The sequence below is a fragment of the Paenibacillus sp. 32O-W genome, from assembly GCF_007679495.1.
In the GTDB taxonomy this organism is placed as follows: Bacteria; Bacillota; Bacilli; order Paenibacillales; family NBRC-103111; genus Paenibacillus_L; species Paenibacillus_L residui.
In genome coordinates this window covers 1-19,570 of sequence record NZ_VEGP01000085.1, presented here as the reverse complement: position 1 = coordinate 19,570, position 19,570 = coordinate 1, and the positions used below count along the sequence as shown (strand labels likewise).

Below are 19,570 nucleotides of genomic sequence, written 5' to 3'. Positions count from 1 at the left end.
TTTTACTCTTACGCTACGACTTTAGTCGTCGACATTTATGTCTAAATCCACCTGCTTTGAGCAGGTGGTAGTTTAAGGTACGTTACCCCTAGAGTGTGTGTTACCGGCGCTGGTCTGGCAGTTTCTCCGGTAAAACGATTTTAACGAATATTATATTAGGCTGGCATTGAAGAGATTAGTCCATGAAACTTGGAAAGAAAGCAGTTCAACAGCCGTAAGCGAAGAAAACCTGCCAAAGTGCATCTTTTCTCCGGTTGGAGTGAGGTTTTGGCTTCTGGGAACGAGAATTGCTGTATTCTCGTTTTCGCAGGCTTTTCTTCCGAATATTTAAATTCGCTTCATAATTGATGTATTATCGCAGGAATTTAGGTTCGCCCAAGGAATGAATAACCAATCATCACTCCACTTCTTCTAGACTGTCGCGATAACCTTCCTTCATGACCCCGGCAGTTAGCCACATTCGATTCTATTTCAGCATGCGCCGGTCCCCCAAATCCCGACTTCTGCTCAAACAACAGGCAATCCTTTCTTCATTTCCTGGGAAAGCGCAGAATATGATAGCTCTCGTGTAAAATCAACAAGATGCACTGGAGGATCGGGCAAAAGAATTGCCGGGATTGGCGGGTGTGTTGTCGAATGGACCGAAGAAATGAAATGGGAGGGAATACCGGATCTGTCATTCTCCGCCATAATGCGCGGCATTTTTCTCAAATGAAGCCATTTCCGTAAGCGATATTTCCGGGTAAAACCGTTATATGTACCATTTCCTCAAAAATCTATGGAAAACAACGAAATAGCGTCACGCACAACCGTTAGATTTTCAAAGTGGATAAAATGAGCCAATTAACGACGGCAACCGTTAGGCAACGAAAAATAGAAACCGGATACCGGATCAGATGGTGGATATCGTATTTAGGCGATTTCAAGCTGTGAAAGTGGATTCACTTCGCGGCTATCAAAGGAAGAAAGTGCATCTAATGCCTAGATCCTATTACTTTGGTTAGATTCATGCTTAATAAGGCCATTTTGGATGCGGACGGTGGAATAAAATGTTAAAATGGGTTTATGATATTTTCTGATCGATAGCGGGGGGATAACAATGAGGATGGTTAGAAGCTTCGCCCTGGTCGTTATTCATTTGATTGGGGAGCTTTGGATCGGGCTGGGCCGAAACCCGGATTTTTATGATCGGCATACGTCTACCAGAACCAGAAGCGGATACGCGTTGTTCGTTGCACTTGCGGCCATTCTGGCGGTGGGGATTGTCACATGGGGATATATGAGATTGCGTTGACCCATGAAAATGTTTTGGATTGTGATCAATTCAACTTACCAAGGTGAATGTTTTTAAGGTATCACGCGTTTAGCATTTTTTACATCATCCGATAGTGCTAAGAACGGCAGGGTGTTAACTCTAAAGGGTGTATCCGAAATTGGACGCAACACGATCTTGTTCCTCGGTCTTCCGTCCAATTTTGGTTTACACTTTAGAATTAGAATGGAGGGTTTTTGCTGATATCGCCCTTTTAGCGGAAAATAGATGGACTTTTTCCACTTAAATATCGTTTTTTCGCTCTCAAGGAACGTAACGGAACTTGGAGATCTTATTTCGTCAAAATAGGCGTTTTTTTTAGAATAACGGAACCAGACGCGCTTATTTCATAGAATTATCCTACTTTCGCCTGTATTTCTTGGCAATAAGGTCATCTAGTTCCGTTAAAATGACCGAAAGGCACTTTTGGAGCGATTAAGGTCATCTGGTTCCGTTATAATCGTACACCATTAATCGACAGCCTCTGAAATCCATTTATCCCCCAGACGTGTGCTCAACTCTAGCAATAAACAAAGAGAACCAGATCCTAACCGATCAGGTTCTCTTTTTTTGGTATGGCATCCGGATGAACGACTTCTGCGTCTATCCAGAGGGATTGCGGGCCGCTTAGGTTCCGCTCGCCTTCTTGGCAAGGCTCTGCTGCATCAGGAACTGATTGTAGTACAGGTTGGCGTAGATGCCTCCGTGTGCAAGCAGCTCTTCATGCGAACCGCTCTCGGCAATTTGCCCTTGCTCGATCACCAGGATGACGTCCGCATCGCGTATGGTTGACAGCCGGTGAGCGATAATGAAAGCCGTTCGACCTTCCAGCAGAACATTTAACGCCTCTTGAATATGCTGCTCGGTTTCCGTATCCACGCTGGAGGTTGCCTCATCCAGGATCAGGATTTTCGGATCCGCCAGCAAAACTCTTCCGAATGCAAGGAGCTGCCGTTGGCCTACCGATAGCATCGAGCCTCTTTCCTCCACCTGCGTTTGATAGCCGTCGGGAAATTTCTCCACCAGCCGGTCGATGCGGACGCTTCGGGCCGCCCTCTCGATTTCCTCCATCGTGGCGTCCTTCTTCCCATAGCGCAGGTTTTCTTCAATCGTACCGGAGAAGATGAACGAATCCTGAAGAACGATTCCAATCTGGCTGCGCAGAGAGGCCAGAGAGACCTCCTTGATATCGTGGCCGTCTATAAGAACCCTGCCGGAGGTCGGATCATAAAATCGCATCAGCATGTTGACGATCGTGCTTTTGCCCGCACCGGTAGGGCCGACAATGGCGATCCGCTGTCCCGCCTTGATATCCAACTGAATACTTCGCAGCACTTCCGGCTTATCCGGCGCATATCGGAAAGATACCTGATCGAATACGACCGAGCCGCGAATAGGGGGGAGCGGTCTGGCGCCGGGCATGTCTCTCACTTCCGGCTTGGTGTCGAGAATTTCGAAGATGCGGTCTGCGGAAGCCATGGCCGACAGCAATTGGCTGTATACTTTGGACAAAGAGCTTAACGGCCCCCAGAACCTCCACAAGTAGTTGATGAAGGCAACGATAAATCCGACGCTCAAGTCTCCATTAATCACTCGCATGGCGCCGTACCAGACAACAAGGCATGTGCCGATCATCCCGATCAGCTCGACCAGCGGCCAGACGAATGATTCCAGGGAAATGGCCTTCATGAAGGCCTTGCGGTTTCTGGAATTTATTTCGTGGAAACGGCGGTCATTCTCTTCCTGCCTGGAGAAGGCCTGAATGACACGGATGCCTTGGATCGTCTCGTTTACATTGCCGTTGATCGCCGAAATCGTATGTCTGGAACGAAGCCACGCCGATTCAATCTTCGGGCGGAAACGGGATACGATCAGATAGAGAAACGGAAGGACCGTGAAAGCCATCAAGGCCAGCTTCCAATCCCAGTACAGCAGGATGACCACGATTCCGATCAGGTGCGTGGCTTCCATCAGCAGCGTAATCAATCCGCCGTTGATCAGCTCTCCGATTGCGTTGGTGTCGTTAGTGATTCTGGACATGATTTTGCCGGCCGGCCTCCCGTCGAAGAAGCGGAAGGAGAGCGATTGCAGGTGATTGAACAGCTCCTGCCTCAGCGCAAACAGAATGCGCTGGCCGGTAAAGTTAACGAGCCGAATCTGCAGGGTGCTGAGCAGCCAGCCGCCCAGCCGGAGTCCAAGCAAGGCTATTCCGGCTATATGAATGGCCCACAGATGGCGGGCGACCATTCCTTCGTCAATGGCGTAACGGATCAGGATCGGCTCCGCCAGGCTGAGCAGCATATTCACGACAACGATAACGGAGACGAAGGTCATCGTTCGGCGATGCGGCTTCAAATAGCCGAACATACGGCGCATATATTCTTTGTTAAAAGGCTTCTCCCTTTCTTCTTCGGCCTCCCATTCATGTTGACTCATTCGCTGTCACCATCCTTTCAACCGCTAACCGGCAGCTTGAACGACTGAAGTTCTGAAGAATGACCGCCCTCCATCTGTAAACGGAATAGCTTGCGGAAGAAGCCGTCACTTTCCAGCAAATCTTTATGGGTGCCTTGCTCGACGATTCTGCCTTCATCCAGCACGAGAATCCAGTCGGCGCGCTGAATGGATGAGAGCCTCTGGGCGACGATGAAGGTGGTTCGGCCCTCCATCACTTCGTCGAGCGCTTCGTGTATGGCCGATTCGGTCGCCGTATCGACACTTGCCGTCGCTTCATCGAGAATGAGGATCGGCGGGTCCATTAACAAGGCTCTGGCCAAGGCGACCCTCTGGCGTTGTCCTCCGGATAAGCCTACTCCCCGCTCGCCGATCAGAGTATCGTAACCGTTCGGCATCGTAGTTATAAAATCGTGAATTTGGGCTTTGCGGGCCGCCCATTCGATTTGTTCCTGGCTGATTCCGATTTGACCGAATGCGATATTGTCCCGAATGGTTGCCGAGAACAGGAAGGTTTCCTGGGGAACGATACCGATTTTCGTCCGCAGTTCCTGCAGGTTGTATTCCCGGACATCTCTGCCGTCCAGAAGCACCTGTCCGGAGGAAGTGTCGTAGAATCGGGCCATCAATTGGATCAGGCTGCTTTTGCCCGACCCGGTCGGACCGAGAATGGCAATCGCTTGCCCGGGACGCGTGCTGAAGCTCAGTTGCTTCAGCACAGGCTGCGTCTTGTCCTTATCGCTTCCCGGAAAACGGAAAGTCACTTCCCGGAAATCGACATATCCCTGGAGCGCTTTGGCGCTGATCCCGCCTTCGGAAGGCGAGTCTATGTCCACGGGCGTATCGAGGATTTCGAATACCCTAGGAGCCGCCTTAATCGCTTGCTGCATAATATTGACGAGCCATCCGAGCATGTTCAAGGGCCAAATAATTCCCCAGGCATACCACTGGAAGGCAGTCAGCTCGCCGATCGTCATTTCTCCCTTATATACGTAAATTCCGCCCACCCAAATCATCAGGAGGAAAATAACGCCACCATAGAAGTTCATTAAAGGAAAAGAGCGCGACTCGATTTTCGCCCGGTTCATGTTGGAGTCGAAATTGGTTTCATTCCGGTCGCTGAATTTCGATTTTTCCAGCTTCTCCTGGGCGAAAGCTTTGACCACCCGAATTCCGGATATGTTCTCCTGCAGTGTCGTGGTCAGCCTGCCCATCTGCTCGCGAATATCGCTCCAGGCCGGCCCCACCTTGCGGTTGAACTGCCAGAGGGCGAGAGCAAGAAGCGGGACCGTAGCCATGCTGATGAGGGTCACCTTCCACTGAATGAGCAGCATGACCACAATGGTCCCGATGAAGGTGATGGCTCCGGTAACGATTTGCATGGCGCCGAAGCCGACGAAATTTTTGACCGCCTCGATATCCCCGGTCATCCGCGACATGATTTGCCCGGTCTGCGCTTTATCGTAATAACCGAAGGACAGCCTCTGAAGATGATGGTACAGCTGCTTGCGGAGATCGAAAATGACGTTCTGTCCGACCTTCTCCTGGGAGTAGCCCTGAACGTACATCGCTGCGCTTTTGACCAGTTGACCGAAGGCAAGCAGGAGCGAATAGAGGATGATGGCCTGCATATTCCCTTCGGAAATGCCCACGTCTATCGTTTTCATAAGCAGCCAGGGGGAGAGCAGGTCAAACCCGATTCCGAAGATCATGGTCAAAGTGGCTGCCGTCACCCATCCCTTGTAAGGAAAAATGTACTTGAACAGCCTTAGAAAAACACGCAACGAGACCCCTCCTGTTCCATTATTTAATCCCATTAACTATTTCCCTGCATGAACAAAAAGACCAAAGCCCCATCCGCGACCGTGGTCTTAAGATTGGAAAATATATCCTGATCTTAGCACCGCTTTGGACGATTCGGCAATAGGGAAATACGGTTATAGCTATTTTTTCGGCCAGCCATTGTCACGCGAACGTATATTCTGTAAAATAGAGTTTAGACACTAGAGGGATCGGATGCAATAAAACATTAAGCACTGAACTCGCTACGCAAAGAAGAGCATCGGGAAATCAGCCGGGGATTGTGCTCCGCCTGATTGGATTCCGCCTATAGACGCGGGTCTTGGCCCGATAAGGGATAACAGGATAAAGGAGAAACGAACATGAATCCGTTGACCGGCAAGCTATCCTCCATGACAGAGATGATCGAGTGGTTTCGGCAGAGCCCGGAAATCATGGAGCAAGTCACCCATTGGCATACGATACCGCCGAGGGAGGCGAAGTATGCCCCGTTTCCGGTAGACCTCCGACCGGACATTCAGGATGCACTGAGAGACAGGGGCATCTCCAGGCTGTACAGCCATCAGGCGGCATCCTTCGAGGCCGTTCGCGCAGGCAAGCATACCGTAACGGTGACGCCCACCGCATCGGGCAAGACATTGTGCTATAATTTGCCGGTTCTCCAGCAGATTCTGGAGGACGACAGCTCCCGTGCGCTGTATTTGTTTCCGACGAAGGCGCTTGCCCAGGACCAGGTGGCCGAGCTGAAAGAGCTTGTCGATGCGATGGATGCGGACATCAAGACCCATACCTATGACGGAGACACGCCTCCGAATGTCAGACAGGCGATCCGCAATGCCGGTCATATCGTGGTGACGAATCCGGATATGCTGCATTCGGCCATTCTGCCCCATCATACGAAGTGGGTTAAGCTGTTCGAGAATATCCGCTATATTGTCATCGATGAAGTGCATTCCTATCGGGGAGTGTTCGGAAGTCATGTCGCGAACGTGATCCGGCGGCTGAAGCGAATTTGCCGGTTTTACGGCTCTTCGCCCCAGTTTTTGTGCGCATCCGCGACAATCGACAATCCGAAGGAGCATGCCGAGAGACTGATCGGGGAACCGGTCGAGCTGATTGATAACAACGGGGCTCCGGCAGGGGAGAAGCATTTCGTCTTCTATAATCCCCCCGTCGTGAACCGGCAGCTCGGCATCCGCCGAAGCAGCGTGCTGGAGACGAGGAAGATCGCGGGACATCTGCTTAACAACGGAATTCAGACGATAGTTTTTGCCAGAAGCCGGGTCAGGGTCGAAATTCTGCTCACCTATTTGCAGGATACGATCCGCCACGAGCTGGGAGCGAAATCGATTCGCGGCTACCGAGGAGGCTATTTGCCGAAGCTGCGCCGGGAAATCGAGAGAGGGCTCAGAAGCGGGGAAATCCGCGGGGTCGTCAGCACGAATGCGCTTGAGCTCGGCATTGACATCGGCCAGCTGCAGGCTTGCGTATTGAACGGTTATCCGGGAACGATTGCCAGCACGTGGCAGCAGTCCGGCCGGGCGGGACGGCGGCAGGAGAGCTCGCTCACCGTTATGGTGGCGAGCAGCAACCCGCTCGACCAGTATGTGATTCAGAATCCGGCCTACTTCTTTGAGAAGCCGCCCGAGAGGGCGCTGATCCATCCGGACAATTTGATCATTCTGGTCGATCATATCAAATGCGCCGCCTACGAGCTTCCCTTCGAAGAGGGAGAGATGTTCGGAGAGGAATCGCTCGCCGACATCCTGGATTTTCTGACCGAGGAGAAGATTTTGCACCGGGTAAGGGACCGCTGGTATTGGATGGAGCAGTCCTTTCCCGCGCATGACATCTCGCTGCGATCCGCCGCACAGGAAAACTTCATCATCATCGACACCACCTCCGGGAGCCGGGTGATCGGGGAAGTCGACCGCTTCAGCGCCCCGACCTTAATTCATGAGGAGGCCATTTATATTCATGAAGGGGTGCAGTATCAGGTCGAGAAGCTGGATTGGGAAGAGAAGAAAGCTTATGTCCGCGAGGTGAATGTCGATTATTTCACGGATGCTTCGCTGGCTGTCCAGCTTAAGGTTCTTCATGTCCACAAGGAGGAGTCTCTGCCTGGAATTTCGCGGCAGTTCGGGGAAGTGACCGTCAACGCCAAGCCTACTATTTTCAAGAAAATCAAACTGCGCACGCATGAAAATATCGGCTCCGGACCCATTCACTTGCCGGAAGAAGAGATGCACACGAGCTCGTATTGGTTTACGATCAGTGACGAGCTGGCGGCCACGATGTCGGTTAACGATATCCAGTATGCGCTGCTCGGGTTGTCGAATGTGCTTGTTCATATTGCCCCACTGCATCTGATGTGCGATCCGCTGGATATTCGTGTCGTGCCGCAGGTGAAGGCGGTACATAATCATAAGCCGACCATCTTCTTCTATGACCGGTATCCCGGAGGAGTCGGCTTAAGCGAACGCCTATATGAAGTGCATGGCGAACTGCTGCGGCAGGCAGCGGATTTGATCGGCCGCTGTACCTGTCTGAGCGGCTGTCCTTCCTGTGTCGGACCGATAGAGGAGGTCGGCCTGACCGGCAAAGCTTTGGCCATGGAATTGCTGGCGGGGATGGTGAACGGCGGATGAGCATGCTGAGAGAACGGCTGAATCGTCTGAAGAAGAAGGATTCGACCGGGTCCCTCCCAACAGAGACAGCGTCAGAAATGGGGCCTCCCGACGGTAAGGAAAGCCAGGCCGATCCGTCCGGGCATTCCACTATGCTGCCGCAGGAGGAAGAGAAGGGGCCGTCCGCTGAAGGCTGGGAACGGATGGGAGTGCAGTACGAAAGCAACGAATGGGGCTCCTTCCTGATCCGGAAGCGGACTTACCCGGCCGATTACCTGCATGGCAGGTATCCGATAGGAGATCTGTACCGCGTCTGTCCCTCCCTGTCGGCAATGGCCGGCACGGAAGGGGGGCAGGAGCTTCATCCGGAGGAATTGCTGTTTTTCGATACCGAGACGACCGGACTGGGGATTGGCGCCGGCAACGTGCCGTTTATGCTCGGGATGGGTTATTACCGTTCCGGCGCCTTCGTTGTCGAGCAGATGCTTATCCGCAATCCGGCCGAGGAAGTGGCGATGCTCGCCTATTTCAACCGGCTGCTGCTCCGCTTCTCCTGCCTTGTTACATTTAACGGCCGCACCTTCGATTGGCCGATCGTTAGGAACCGGTTCGTCCTTAACCGGATGGAGCTGGAGCGCGAGCCATCGGTGCAGTTGGATTTTCTGTATGCATCACGAAGCCTTTGGCGGAACACTCTGCCGGCCTGCCGACTGGGAATCGTGGAGGAGAGCCGGCTTGGACATACCCGCGTGGACGATGTTCCCGGGTCCCTTGCCCCGACTCTATATTTCCGTTATTTGTCGGAAGGAGATCCCGCCGTTCTGGCGGGGGTCCTGGATCATAATGAGCAGGATGTGCTGTCGCTGGCCGGTTTGGCTATCCATTTCGGGAGGGCGCTGCGCGGAGAGCTCGAGCTGACCGGGATGGAGGCGGAGGAGCTGTACCGGCTGGGCAAATGGCTGGACAGATTAGGATGTGCAGAGCAGGCCGCCCATGCGTTCGAACGGCTGCTCCAATGCAGCTCCCGCGAGGCGGACGAATTTCGTCTGGAGCTTGCTGCTTTATATAAGAAGAAAGGAGATTACGACTCCGCCTTGGCCCTATGGAAGGGACTGGCTGCGGGGGCGGCCTCAACCGGCCTGACAGCGATAGAGCCGTTCATCGAGCTTGCGAAGTATTATGAGCATAAGGTGAAAGATTATGGCACGGCACTCGCTTATGCGGAAGAGGCCTATCAAATCGCCTGGAGAAGAGAAACGCTTGTGCGGCGTCATCAGAAGCGGCAGCCCGTTTTGGAAGACATCCGCAAGAGGATCGAAAGGCTTAAGCTCAAGGAGCTTAACTATGCACTGGCGGAGCTGTATAACGAGGAAATGGGCTAAGACCACGTTTATTCTCGGGAAAAAGGGGACATACCTGAATAGAAGAAATGACGAAGGGGGAGTCCCGGATGCCCGAATTGCCGGAAATGGAAACCTATCGCAACCTGTTAACGGAGCTTGTAGCGGGAAGACGGATAACCGACGCCAGGGTAAATCGGCCGAAGTCGATCAATATCCCGCCGGATCCGTTCCGCAAGGAGCTGGTTGGCCGGACGGTTACGGAGGTGCACCGGCGAGCCAAATATTTGATCTTCCGTCTCGACTCGGGATATAACCTGCTCCTTCATTTAATGCTGGGAGGATGGATGCATTTCGGATCCGAGGAGGATAAGCCGGATCGAAACACACAGGTGGAGATAGATTTTGGCCCCAAGACCCTGTATTTCATCGGGTTAAGGCTCGGCTTCCTGCATTTACTGTCAGATGAAGCGTTGGCCGAAGAGTTAAGGGAGCTGGGCCCCGAGCCGTTGGATGCCCGTTATACCGAGCAGGAATTCCGGGAGCGGCTCGCAGGCAAGAAAGGTGCGTTAAAGCCGCTGTTAACCGACCAACACTGGGTAGCCGGAATCGGAAATTGTTATTCTGACGAGATTTGCTTTGACGCCGGTCTGCTGCCTACCCGTAAATGCGGGGAGCTTGAGGCCAATGCCGCTAGAGCGCTGTACCGATCGATCGCCAATGTGCTTCAGCGGGCCATCCTTAAGGGCGGATATATGGAGAATCCGTTATATAACGGAGACCGGTTGACCGGGGGGTACAACGATGCCTGCCTCGTCTATGATCGCGGAGGCGAGGCTTGCTTTCGCTGCGGCCACCCGATTGTCTTCGAACGGATCTGGTCGCGGAAGGTGTTTTATTGCTCTCACTGCCAGAGGTAATCCCTATCTTCACGGAAGGAGGCTTCTCCATGCGATTAGGCAGTCATATCAGCATACGGCATGGATACCTGCAGGCGGCCAAAACAGCGACAGCGATCGGTGCCGGCTGCTTTCAATATTTCCCGAAAAATCCGAGAGGACTGACCCTTAAATCGTTCGACGCGGGGGACGGTGCGGCCTGCGCTGATTATTGCCGGGAGAAGGATCTTCTGTCGGTCGGGCATTCGCCGTATCCAAGCAATCTGGCCGCAGAGCCTTCGAAGCTGCGTGATGCGATTGTCGCCTCGCTGATCAACGATCTGGAAATTGCGGAATGCTGCGGCTCGGAAGGGATTGTCGTCCATTTCGGCAAATCGAAAAGCAAGGATCCTCTGGAAGGCTACCGCTATATCATTGATACCTTAAACGCCATTCTTTCCGGCTGGAAAGGCAGGGCCAAGCTGCTGATCGAGAATCAGGCCGGGGAAGGAACGGCGATGGGAACCACCTTTGAAGAGCTCGTCCAAATCCGCAGCCTGACGGATTATCCGGACAAGATCGGTTTCTGCCTGGATACTTGTCATGCTTATGCCAGCGGGCTATGGAACGGGAAGAATTGGCCGGAGCTTGTCGAGAGGGGCGGGGAGCTCGGTTATTTCGATCATCTGGTGGTCGTCCATCTCAATGATTCCGTTTATCCGAGCGGAGCGAGGAAGGATCGGCATGCCAATTTTGGCAGGGGCAGGATTGGAGAGGAAGCCATGCTGGAATTTTTAATGTCTCCCCCTATCCGCAGGCTCCCGGTCATTCTGGAGACTGCTGCAGGTCCCGATCATACCCATAAGGGGGAAATCCGTTATATTCTCGATAAAGCGGCGGGATTCCGTTCTGCGGTATGGTCATAAATCGATTTCCAAGTTACAATAGGAGAGAGCAAGTACGGAATACATAGACAAGTTGGTGAACGGATTCATGATTGACTTGAAATCGATTTACTTTAAGAGAGAAGAGAGACGAATTCTTAACGACGTTAATCTTTCCATCCGCAAGGGGGAGCACTGGGTTCTGCTGGGCAGGAACGGCTCGGGAAAGACGACTATTCTGGAGATGATCAACGGCTACCATTTCCCTAGTAAGGGAACGGTTGAAGTACTCGGTCATCGGTACGGTCAATGTGATGTGCGGGAGGTCCGCAAGCAAATTGGCTATATCAGCCAATCGCTGTTTGAGAAGCTGACTCCGGGTGACCCGGTATGGGAAGCGGTTGCCGCCGCGAATTACGGCTTTTTGCGATTTTATGAAGAGATCCCGCAAGAGGCCATAGACAAGGCCCGTGTCATGATTGATAAGGTAGGATTGGGCTATGTGGCTGATCAGCCGCTGGGTACCTTGTCTCAGGGAGAGCGGAAGAAGATTTTGCTTGCGCGAGCCTTAATGACGGACCCGACCATTCTGGTGATGGACGAGCCTTGCTCCGGGCTGGATTTATATGAGAGGGAGAAGATGCTTCAGTCGATCGACGATCTTCGAGACTCAGGCATCACCATCTTATATGTCACCCATCATATTGAAGAAATTATGCCGATCTTTACTCATATTGCACTTATACACGAAGGCAGAATCGTTGCTGCCGGTCCCAAGAATGAAGTGCTGACGGAAGAGCATCTGCTCCAGGTTTATGACGTGCCTGTCTCGTTGGAGTGGAGCGGAAACCGTCCGTGGATCAAAGTGGCGGCTAATCCCATTGGATCTTAACTCTCATCACCAAACAGCCTGATCGGATATAAGCATTCGAAACCAGCTATCCTCTGGAGATGGCTGGTTTTTCTTGTTACAGAACTCCCTGGAGCAGGCTTTTTCAAAATATAAGAAAGTATAAGTTTTCATCTATACCTGTTCTCATATTTCATCGGTATACGCGCACGTCCTAAGGACGGCGATAGCCGTTTATCCTTGCTTCTTTTTACCGCCGTGCAAAAAATGACGATCCCCGGAAATTCGCCTGCAAAAATCCGTCATTGCTTGAAATGGGCGGTTCCGATACTTTATTAAACAGCGGTGACTTCGGCAGGCCGCATTCAAATGGTCTTGAAAATTTCAGCAGGCCAAGGTAAGCATCACTGGCAGCTCACCAAAGCTTGCGACCAATCTTCACCGGAGACAACGATGGCTCAAACTAACCGAAAAAGAGAGGGATGAATCATGCATGCAGAAGCTTCTTCAGAATTAGCCGCCAAGCGGAAAAAGCCCTCGTCCCCAAAACGCAGGCTGTGGCTGGATCTTAAGAGGGACAAATACTTATATTTGATAGCGCTTCCCGGATTGCTTTATTTTCTTGTTTTCAAATATTTGCCTATAGGCGGATTGCTGGTGGCGTTTCAAAACTATTCGCCTTATTTCGGAATCTGGAAGAGCGAGTGGGTTGGGCTGGAGCATTTTCAGCGTTTTTTTTCCAATGAAGATTTCTATTTGTTATTTCGCAACACGATGGCGATCAATTTATTGAATCTTACTTTCTTCTTTCCCTTTCCGATTATTTTATCGCTGCTGCTTAATGAATTGAGGAGTGTGCTTTACAAACGGCTTGTCCAGACGATTATTTATATCCCTCATTTTTTGTCGTGGGTCATTATTGCGGGGCTCACCTTCCTGATGCTTTCCGAGTCGGAAGGGCTGATTAATAAGCTAATGGCGGCGATGGGGATGAAGACGGTCAGCTTTCTGACCGAGCCGAACTATTTCTGGGCCATGCTCACCGCGCAATCCATGTGGAAGGAAGCCGGGTGGGGGACGATCATCTTCCTGGCGGCTATCGCCGGTGTCGATCCCCAGCTATACGAAGCGGCCGTAATGGACGGGGCCAACCGTTTTCGCCAGATGTGGCATATTACGCTGCCGGCGATTCGCAATGTGGTAGTCATCCTGTTTATCCTCAGGCTCGGCTCGATTATGGATACCGGCTTCGAGCAGGTCTATCTGATGATGAACGGGGCCGTTTCCCATGTGGCGGACGTCTTCGATACTTACGTATACCGAACAGGGATCAAGCAGGGAGAATTCAGCTACAGCACGGCCATCGGCCTGTTCAAATCGGTGGTCGGCGTCATTCTCGTCGTCCTTGCCAACAAAATGGCCAAGCGTTTCGGCGAAGAGGGGGTATTCTGATCTATGGGGAATAGAAGCTTGGGAAGCCGGATCTTTGACATCTGCAACATTTTGTTCTTGCTGCTGATCAGTTTGGCCTGCCTTTTTCCGATTTATTATACGTTCGTCCTTTCTTTCACCGATCCGGTCGAATATTATCAGAAACCGCTCATTTTATTTCCGACGAAGTGGACCTTAAGCGCTTACCAATATTTGTTGTCCACGGATACCATGATTAACGCGATCGGCGTGAGCACCTTCCTGGCAACGGTTGGAACCGTGCTGAGCCTAGTTGTCAGCTCCGGGTTGGCGTATGCGATTTCCCGCAAAAGATTGCGTTTCCGCAGAGTGTTCATGTTCGCTATCCTGTTCACGATTTTGTTTCAGCCCGGATTGATTCCGCAATATTTGATCGTCCGGCAGCTGGGATTGATCGACAGCCTCTGGTCCCTTATTATTCCGTCTTTGACCGGAGGATGGTTCGTGCTGCTGATGAAAGGCTTCTTCGACAGCATCCCCGATAGCCTGGAGGACGCCGCCCGAATAGATGGAGCCAATGAAATTGGAGTTTGGCTGAGGATCATTCTCCCGTTATCCGTTCCGGCTCTGGTCGCTTTCGGACTGTTCTTCGCCGTCGGCTACTGGAACACTTTTTTCAACGCAATCATGTTTATCAATGACCATAAGAAATGGCCGCTTCAGGTGCTCCTGCAAAATATGCTGGTCGATCCGACATCTTCGGTCAATGCAGGCTCCGCCATGGATTTCCGTTCGAATCGGCAGATGCCGACCGAAACGCTGAAGATGGCTTCCGTCGTCATCGCGACTTTACCTATTATGCTGGTGTATCCATTCCTGCAGAAGCACTTTGCCAAAGGAGCCATGGTGGGCTCCGTCAAGGAATGAGAACATACAAAGTTATAATCAAAAAGGGAGGTATTGTGATATGAATAAAAAATCGATAGCATTGCCGTTCTCGGTGCTTCTGTCTTCGTCACTTGTATTATCTGCCTGCGGGGGAAGCACGAGCTCCGGAGGAGGGCAGCCGACCGATAAAGACCAGGCGCCGGTAGAGCTTACGTTGAACACCCTCAGCTACGGAACGCAATTTCCTGACGATAATAATCCGGTGGTGAAGGAATTTGAGAAGCGGACGAACACCAAGCTGAAGATTGACTGGGTTCCTGTTACCACTTCAGAGGACAAGTTCAAAGTGCTGTATGCCTCCGGAAATCTTCCGGACGTCACTTTCGTGGAGGACTTGAATGATTCCCAAATCCGGGGGCTGATCAAGCAGGGCGTCTTCTGGGACTTGACCCCATATATTAAAGATTATCCGAATTTGATGAACCCGAATTTGGCGGAAATGTGGGAGATCGCTAAAATTGAAGGCAAAAATTATTCGATTCCCCGCTATTATCCGACTCACGGAGGCGGAGTGTTTCCGATGCTGCGCAAGGATTGGCTGGATAAACTGGGAATGGAGGTTCCGGAAACGCTGGATGAATTTTACGAAGCTCTGAAGGCATTTAAAGAGAAGGATCCGGACGGCAACGGGGTAGACGATACGATCGGTTATTCCGCCAGTCTCGCCTATATGGGATTCATTTATAACGTATTCAACGATACCCAGGGAGCCTGGAAGCTTAGAGACGGCAAGCTGTATCCGATCATTACCGAGGATGCATCGAGAGACGCTCTGCTGTGGCTCAAGAAAGCTTACGAGGACGGTCTGTTCCCGCCTGATTTCGCGATTTTGAAATTTTCACAGATAAACGATATTCTTCACAGCGGAAAAGCGGGCGGCGGAGGCTACGCCATGAACAACTCGTTGACCCGTACCCAGGAAATCCGCAAGATCGATCCCGAGGCGAATTTGATTCCGCTGGCTTATTTAAAAGGGCCGGAAGGCAATGAATATGTCCCGTCTGGCGCTCCCTTCTACGGACATTTCCTCGTGCCTAAGAAAGTGCCGGAAGAGAAGCTGAAGGCCATATTGGGGTTCATGGATTTCGGATACAGCCAGGAAGGCTCGGATTTGGCCACCTACGGTATCCCCGATGTACATTACAAGATGGAGAACGGCCAACGAATCCCGACCGAGCAAGCCAAGAAAGATCTGGTGGCGGATGCGATGCACTATTTCTTCCATCCGCTCGGCGATGAAATCGTCTTGGGAGATCCTTCGACAACTACCCCGGAAATATTCGAACGGAATGTTCAGATTCTGGAAGAGAGGAAGAAGGTGAAGGTGGATTATCCGTCCCTGGGCCTGGTATCCGATGCGAATACGAAATTAATGCCGGATATCAAGCAGAAGGTGGACGACATGAGAACGAAAGTCGTCCTGGGACAGGTCACGATTGAAGCCTATGATGAATTCATCGAGAAGCTAAAGCAGGATGCCGATCTGCAGAAGATCGTGAAAGAGATGAACGAAGCTTATCAGCAAAAGCTGGCCAGCCAGTAATGAAAGAGAGGCCGGGCTTTCCAATCGGGAAGGCCGGGCCTTTTGCTTTGTCTATGAAATAGGACAGACACTAGGAGGAATGTCGTTTGCGGAATTGGCCGGGCGTCATTCCTTCACTTTTCTTGAACAGGCGGATCAGGTGGGAAGGCTGGTACCGCAGCATTTCCGCGATATCGTTTATTTTCAGATCGGTCTTAAGGAGCAGCTCCTTGCATTTATCTATTCTCAGCCTCGTAACGTAATCGACGTAATTTTCTCCGGTGATTTGCTTGAAGGCCCGGCTTAATTTATACGGGCTCATTTGCATTTGTTCCGCATACCCCTCCAGGGAGATATCTGACTGAACCTCCTCCCGGATTCGTAGAAGCAGTTGATCGATGGCGGCTTTCAGTTCCGGGTCGCAGGACGGAGACAGAGATTGAATAAAAGGGGCCACCAGCTTGTTTCGGAACCAGTCAAGCATTTCCCCGGGCTCTCTGATCGCTTGCAGCTGCTCATACAAATCTTCACCTTGATACAGGATATACGGATTTGCTCCGGACTTAAGGACAGCGTCCCACATGCTTCCTAACAGCTTCATCATGCCTTGATGGACGATGAGCTCGGTGCTGGATTCTTTCTGCAGGGCCTGCATAAACCGGGAAATCCGCTCAAGCGTCTCTTCTTCCATTCCGATGCTGAAGGCGTGGACGATCTCCCTCTCCAATTCAAAAGGAAAACGGACCGGCTGATGTCCGGCCAAGAGGAAATCATCCATATCGATCAGCTGGTTGCAAGGATCGATTTCCCGGTAACGAAGGGCCTGCCGCGTTTGTGCGGCCAACTCGGGAAGCTCCCCGATATGGCGGGACGTTCTGCTGATTACAATCGTCACATTCATCCGGAGGACCTTATTCAAGGCGGAGATGAAGTCGTTGGCCAATTTGGTCAGCTTTTCCTTGATTTCAATGGGATCTGTCGAACCGTCGACGATCAGGAACAGACCGATGGACAAATCTTGAAAGTTAATGACATGAAACAGTTCCCGGGAGGAGGAGCATAATTCCTCGATAATATTCGCTGCAGCGAAGGAAATTAGCTGCTTGTCCTTCTCGGAGGCCGCATCATAGCTGGACATTCCGGAGAGCTGTACAGCGACGTAAGCGAATTGTTTGTTCTCGGTGTCCCAATCCAGCTCTTTCATTTTGCCGGCCAATTCCTTGTCGCTTAAGTAGTATAAGTGGCCTTCCAGAAGCTGCAGCATAAACCCTTCCCTCAGACTGGGTATGGACTGCTTGACCTTGCGGTAAAGCTGCTCGCTCTGTTCCAGCTGCCGCTGCCATTGCCGTTCGATGTAGGCCAATTCATCGTTGGCTACGGGTTCCCCGTCCTTGAATGACTGAAATACTTTGGTCAGCCTTCGGATCGGATGGTAGATTCTTCGCGAGGCGAACCAGGACAGCAGCAAGGCCATAAACAGGCCGAAGGTGCTTACCAGAAGGATCGTCCTCACCATGGCGGATACAGGGGCCATGATTTGGGAGAGCGGGGTAGCCGAAATATAAGTAAATTCATCCCCAAGCCTGGATAGCTTGCCGTAAGAGACGGAGAAGCTCTCTCCCTGCCATTCATAAACGAACGTATTCTCGAGGAGATTATCGTTTCGCACGTAGTCTCGTAACTCCTCTTCCAGCCCGCGAATTCCTTCCGTATTGGAGGAATCCGTGACCTGCCGGTCTTGGTGGTCCATAAGAAAAGCGACGCCCGCACCGGAAGTCAATTTCTGTACCATGTTATTCAGAGCCGACTGATTAATATAGATGATGAATGCGCCATAAGCTTCCTTCTGAGTCCCTCCCGGAAGCTTGATGATAACTCCATGACGAGCCATATCCGGCAGGTGAACGGGATGAATGGAATGAATCCAATAAATTCCTTTATTCGGGTCCAACAAGGATTGGAAAAGCTTCCGCTCCGCTTCATCGGACAACGTCCGGACGCCGGAATCGTCTCCGATGACTTTGTTGGAATCCTTGAGATATAAAGCGACTGAGCTGATAAGAGGGTTGGAGTTCTGCATCAAGGCTAACGAACGAAGCAGCTCGTCCGTTCTCTGGAATTGCTGGTGAAAGTCGATCTCCGTCAGCGATATGTCAAAGCCCGGATTGAACCCGAGCTGGGCGGAATATAGCTCCAAATGCGACAAGTAGTCATCCAGCCTCTGGATGGATTGCTTGAGCTGGATTTGATGTGCCTTGTTCAATTCGTTAACGATCCGATCACTGCCGGTGTAGTAGAGACCGATACTGATCAGGGTCACGGGCAGGCAGGTAATGATGAGGACAAGAATTAAGCTTTTTCGGTAAAAGCTCCCCTTAACCATTCCAAGATTGATCATAAATAAAGCTTCACACCTCTCCCGAAAAATCGGAACAATATTTCTAGTATACCAACATTTCATTATTTGTGAAAAGGCTTTCTTTGACCTTTGCGCTGTGCAGCTGTTGTCGGTAATCCTTGAGCTTTAGTATATAGAAACCTCCGGGATTATCTTGAGCGCGAAAACATTGGATCGGATTACCGCAGGATAGAAACATTAATTGTCAAATGGATTAGTATGGTTAAAGTCTCATTCTCCTACATTTGCAAAAGATAAACTAATTACCGATATTTCAGATGAAAATACACGGCTTTTATGATAGGATAAAAGAAAATCATAAGTAGAGGATGGGGAAGCAAATGGCAAGAACGAAAATAGAGCATGTTGGATTAATGGTGGCCGATATGGACAAGTCCATTTCTTTTTACGAGGAAGTGGTTGGTCTGCGGCTGAAAGGGAAATTGGATCACTCCAACGGGGTATTGAAGCTGGCTTTTCTCGGATTTAATGTCGACGGGGAAACGGAGATCGAGCTGATTGAAGGATATAATGCCGGGCTGCCGCAGGAAGGGAAGGTCCATCATTTAGCCTTCACCGTAGACAGCATAGAAGAGGAGTTTGCCAGAATCAAGAGTCTGGAGCATGTAAAGTTGATTGATCAGGAGATTACGACACTGCCCAACGGTTCGAAATATTTCTTCTTCCACGGACCGGACGGGGAATGGATTGAATTTTTCGAGCCGGGACGTTAAGAACGCTCAATTCGTCCAGCATGTGAGCACGCAGGCCTTGTACGATCTATAGATAATTCGCAGCCGCCCTTGGTAAAAATCCGAGGGCGGTTTTTAACCACATTAGAAAGTTTAAGTTGATTAAAGCATTAAAATGGAACAAAATTTCTAATTGGCATAAAAAGCTTCCTCTAATACCGGGTTATTCGTCTTCGAAGAGGCTCCGTTAGGAGCTTTTTTTACCACATTAGAAAGTTTAAGTTGATTAAAGCATTAAAATGGAACAAAATTTCTAATTGGCATAAAAAGCTTCCTCTAATACCGGGTTATTCGTCTTCGAAGAGGCTCCGTTAGGAGCTTTTTTTACCACATTAGAAAGTTTAAGTTCATTAAAGCATTAAAATGGAACAAACTTTCTAATTGGCATAAAAAGC

At 51.0% G+C, this 19,570-nt stretch carries 13 protein-coding genes; 10 read left to right on the top strand and 3 right to left on the bottom strand.

Annotated elements, in window-relative coordinates; translation table 11 throughout:
- The first annotated feature begins 1,099 nt into the window (after positions 1–1,099).
- On the top strand, positions 1,100–1,294 hold the full coding sequence (locus FS806_RS22900) for a hypothetical protein (RefSeq protein WP_144941333.1): 195 nt from the start codon (positions 1,100–1,102) through the stop codon (positions 1,292–1,294).
- Positions 1,295–1,939: 645 nt separating this feature from the next.
- Here the strand turns inward: FS806_RS22900 and FS806_RS22895 are convergent.
- Together FS806_RS22895 and FS806_RS22890 are read right to left on the bottom strand one after the other, a co-directional pair.
- Complete coding sequence (locus FS806_RS22895) at positions 1,940–3,748, bottom strand: ABC transporter ATP-binding protein (protein ID WP_144941332.1); 1,809 nt, start codon at positions 3,746–3,748, stop codon at positions 1,940–1,942.
- 17 nt (positions 3,749–3,765) lie between these two features.
- Positions 3,766–5,550 (bottom strand): ABC transporter ATP-binding protein, encoded by a 1,785-nt coding sequence (locus FS806_RS22890; protein WP_260982229.1) that lies wholly within the window; start codon positions 5,548–5,550, stop codon positions 3,766–3,768.
- 378 nt (positions 5,551–5,928) lie between these two features.
- Here FS806_RS22890 and FS806_RS22885 point away from each other — a divergent pair, with 378 nt between their 5' ends.
- From FS806_RS22885 to FS806_RS22850, 8 genes are all read left to right on the top strand, one after another.
- Entirely contained in the window at positions 5,929–8,214 is a 2,286-nt protein-coding gene (locus FS806_RS22885) for a DEAD/DEAH box helicase (protein WP_144941329.1), read from the top strand.
- A complete protein-coding gene (locus FS806_RS22880) occupies positions 8,211–9,575 on the top strand; it encodes a ribonuclease H-like domain-containing protein (RefSeq protein WP_144941327.1) in 1,365 nt (454 codons plus the stop codon). Before FS806_RS22885 ends, FS806_RS22880 begins: the two co-directional genes overlap by 4 nt.
- 68 nt (positions 9,576–9,643) lie before the next feature.
- Positions 9,644–10,453 carry an Fpg/Nei family DNA glycosylase gene (locus tag FS806_RS22875; protein ID WP_144941325.1) on the top strand — a complete coding sequence of 270 codons (810 nt, stop codon included), beginning with the start codon at positions 9,644–9,646 and terminating at the stop codon, positions 10,451–10,453.
- A gap of 29 nt (positions 10,454–10,482) precedes the next feature.
- Positions 10,483–11,337 (top strand): deoxyribonuclease IV, encoded by an 855-nt coding sequence (locus tag FS806_RS22870; protein WP_144941323.1) that lies wholly within the window; start codon positions 10,483–10,485, stop codon positions 11,335–11,337.
- 67 nt (positions 11,338–11,404) lie between these two features.
- Positions 11,405–12,187, top strand: coding sequence for an ABC transporter ATP-binding protein (locus FS806_RS22865; protein ID WP_144941321.1), 783 nt, complete (start codon positions 11,405–11,407; stop codon positions 12,185–12,187).
- Between the two features lie 447 nt (positions 12,188–12,634).
- The gene (locus tag FS806_RS22860; protein WP_144941319.1) at positions 12,635–13,597 is read left to right on the top strand and encodes an ABC transporter permease; all 963 of its coding nucleotides are present in this window, start codon (positions 12,635–12,637) and stop codon (positions 13,595–13,597) included.
- Between the two features lie 3 nt (positions 13,598–13,600).
- The gene (locus tag FS806_RS22855) at positions 13,601–14,482 is read left to right on the top strand and encodes a carbohydrate ABC transporter permease (RefSeq protein ID WP_144941317.1); all 882 of its coding nucleotides are present in this window, start codon (positions 13,601–13,603) and stop codon (positions 14,480–14,482) included.
- Positions 14,483–14,522: 40 nt separating this feature from the next.
- Positions 14,523–16,046: an extracellular solute-binding protein gene (locus tag FS806_RS22850; protein WP_144941315.1), complete on the top strand. Its 1,524-nt coding sequence runs from the start codon at positions 14,523–14,525 to the stop codon at positions 16,044–16,046.
- Between the two features lie 70 nt (positions 16,047–16,116).
- Here FS806_RS22850 and FS806_RS22845 read toward each other — a convergent pair whose 3' ends face one another.
- Positions 16,117–18,423 carry a helix-turn-helix domain-containing protein gene (locus FS806_RS22845; protein ID WP_186328503.1) on the bottom strand — a complete coding sequence of 769 codons (2,307 nt, stop codon included), beginning with the start codon at positions 18,421–18,423 and terminating at the stop codon, positions 16,117–16,119.
- Positions 18,424–18,764: 341 nt separating this feature from the next.
- Here FS806_RS22845 and FS806_RS22840 point away from each other — a divergent pair, with 341 nt between their 5' ends.
- Positions 18,765–19,157 (top strand): VOC family protein, encoded by a 393-nt coding sequence (locus FS806_RS22840; protein WP_144941312.1) that lies wholly within the window; start codon positions 18,765–18,767, stop codon positions 19,155–19,157.
- Positions 19,158–19,570: the final 413 nt, after the last annotated feature.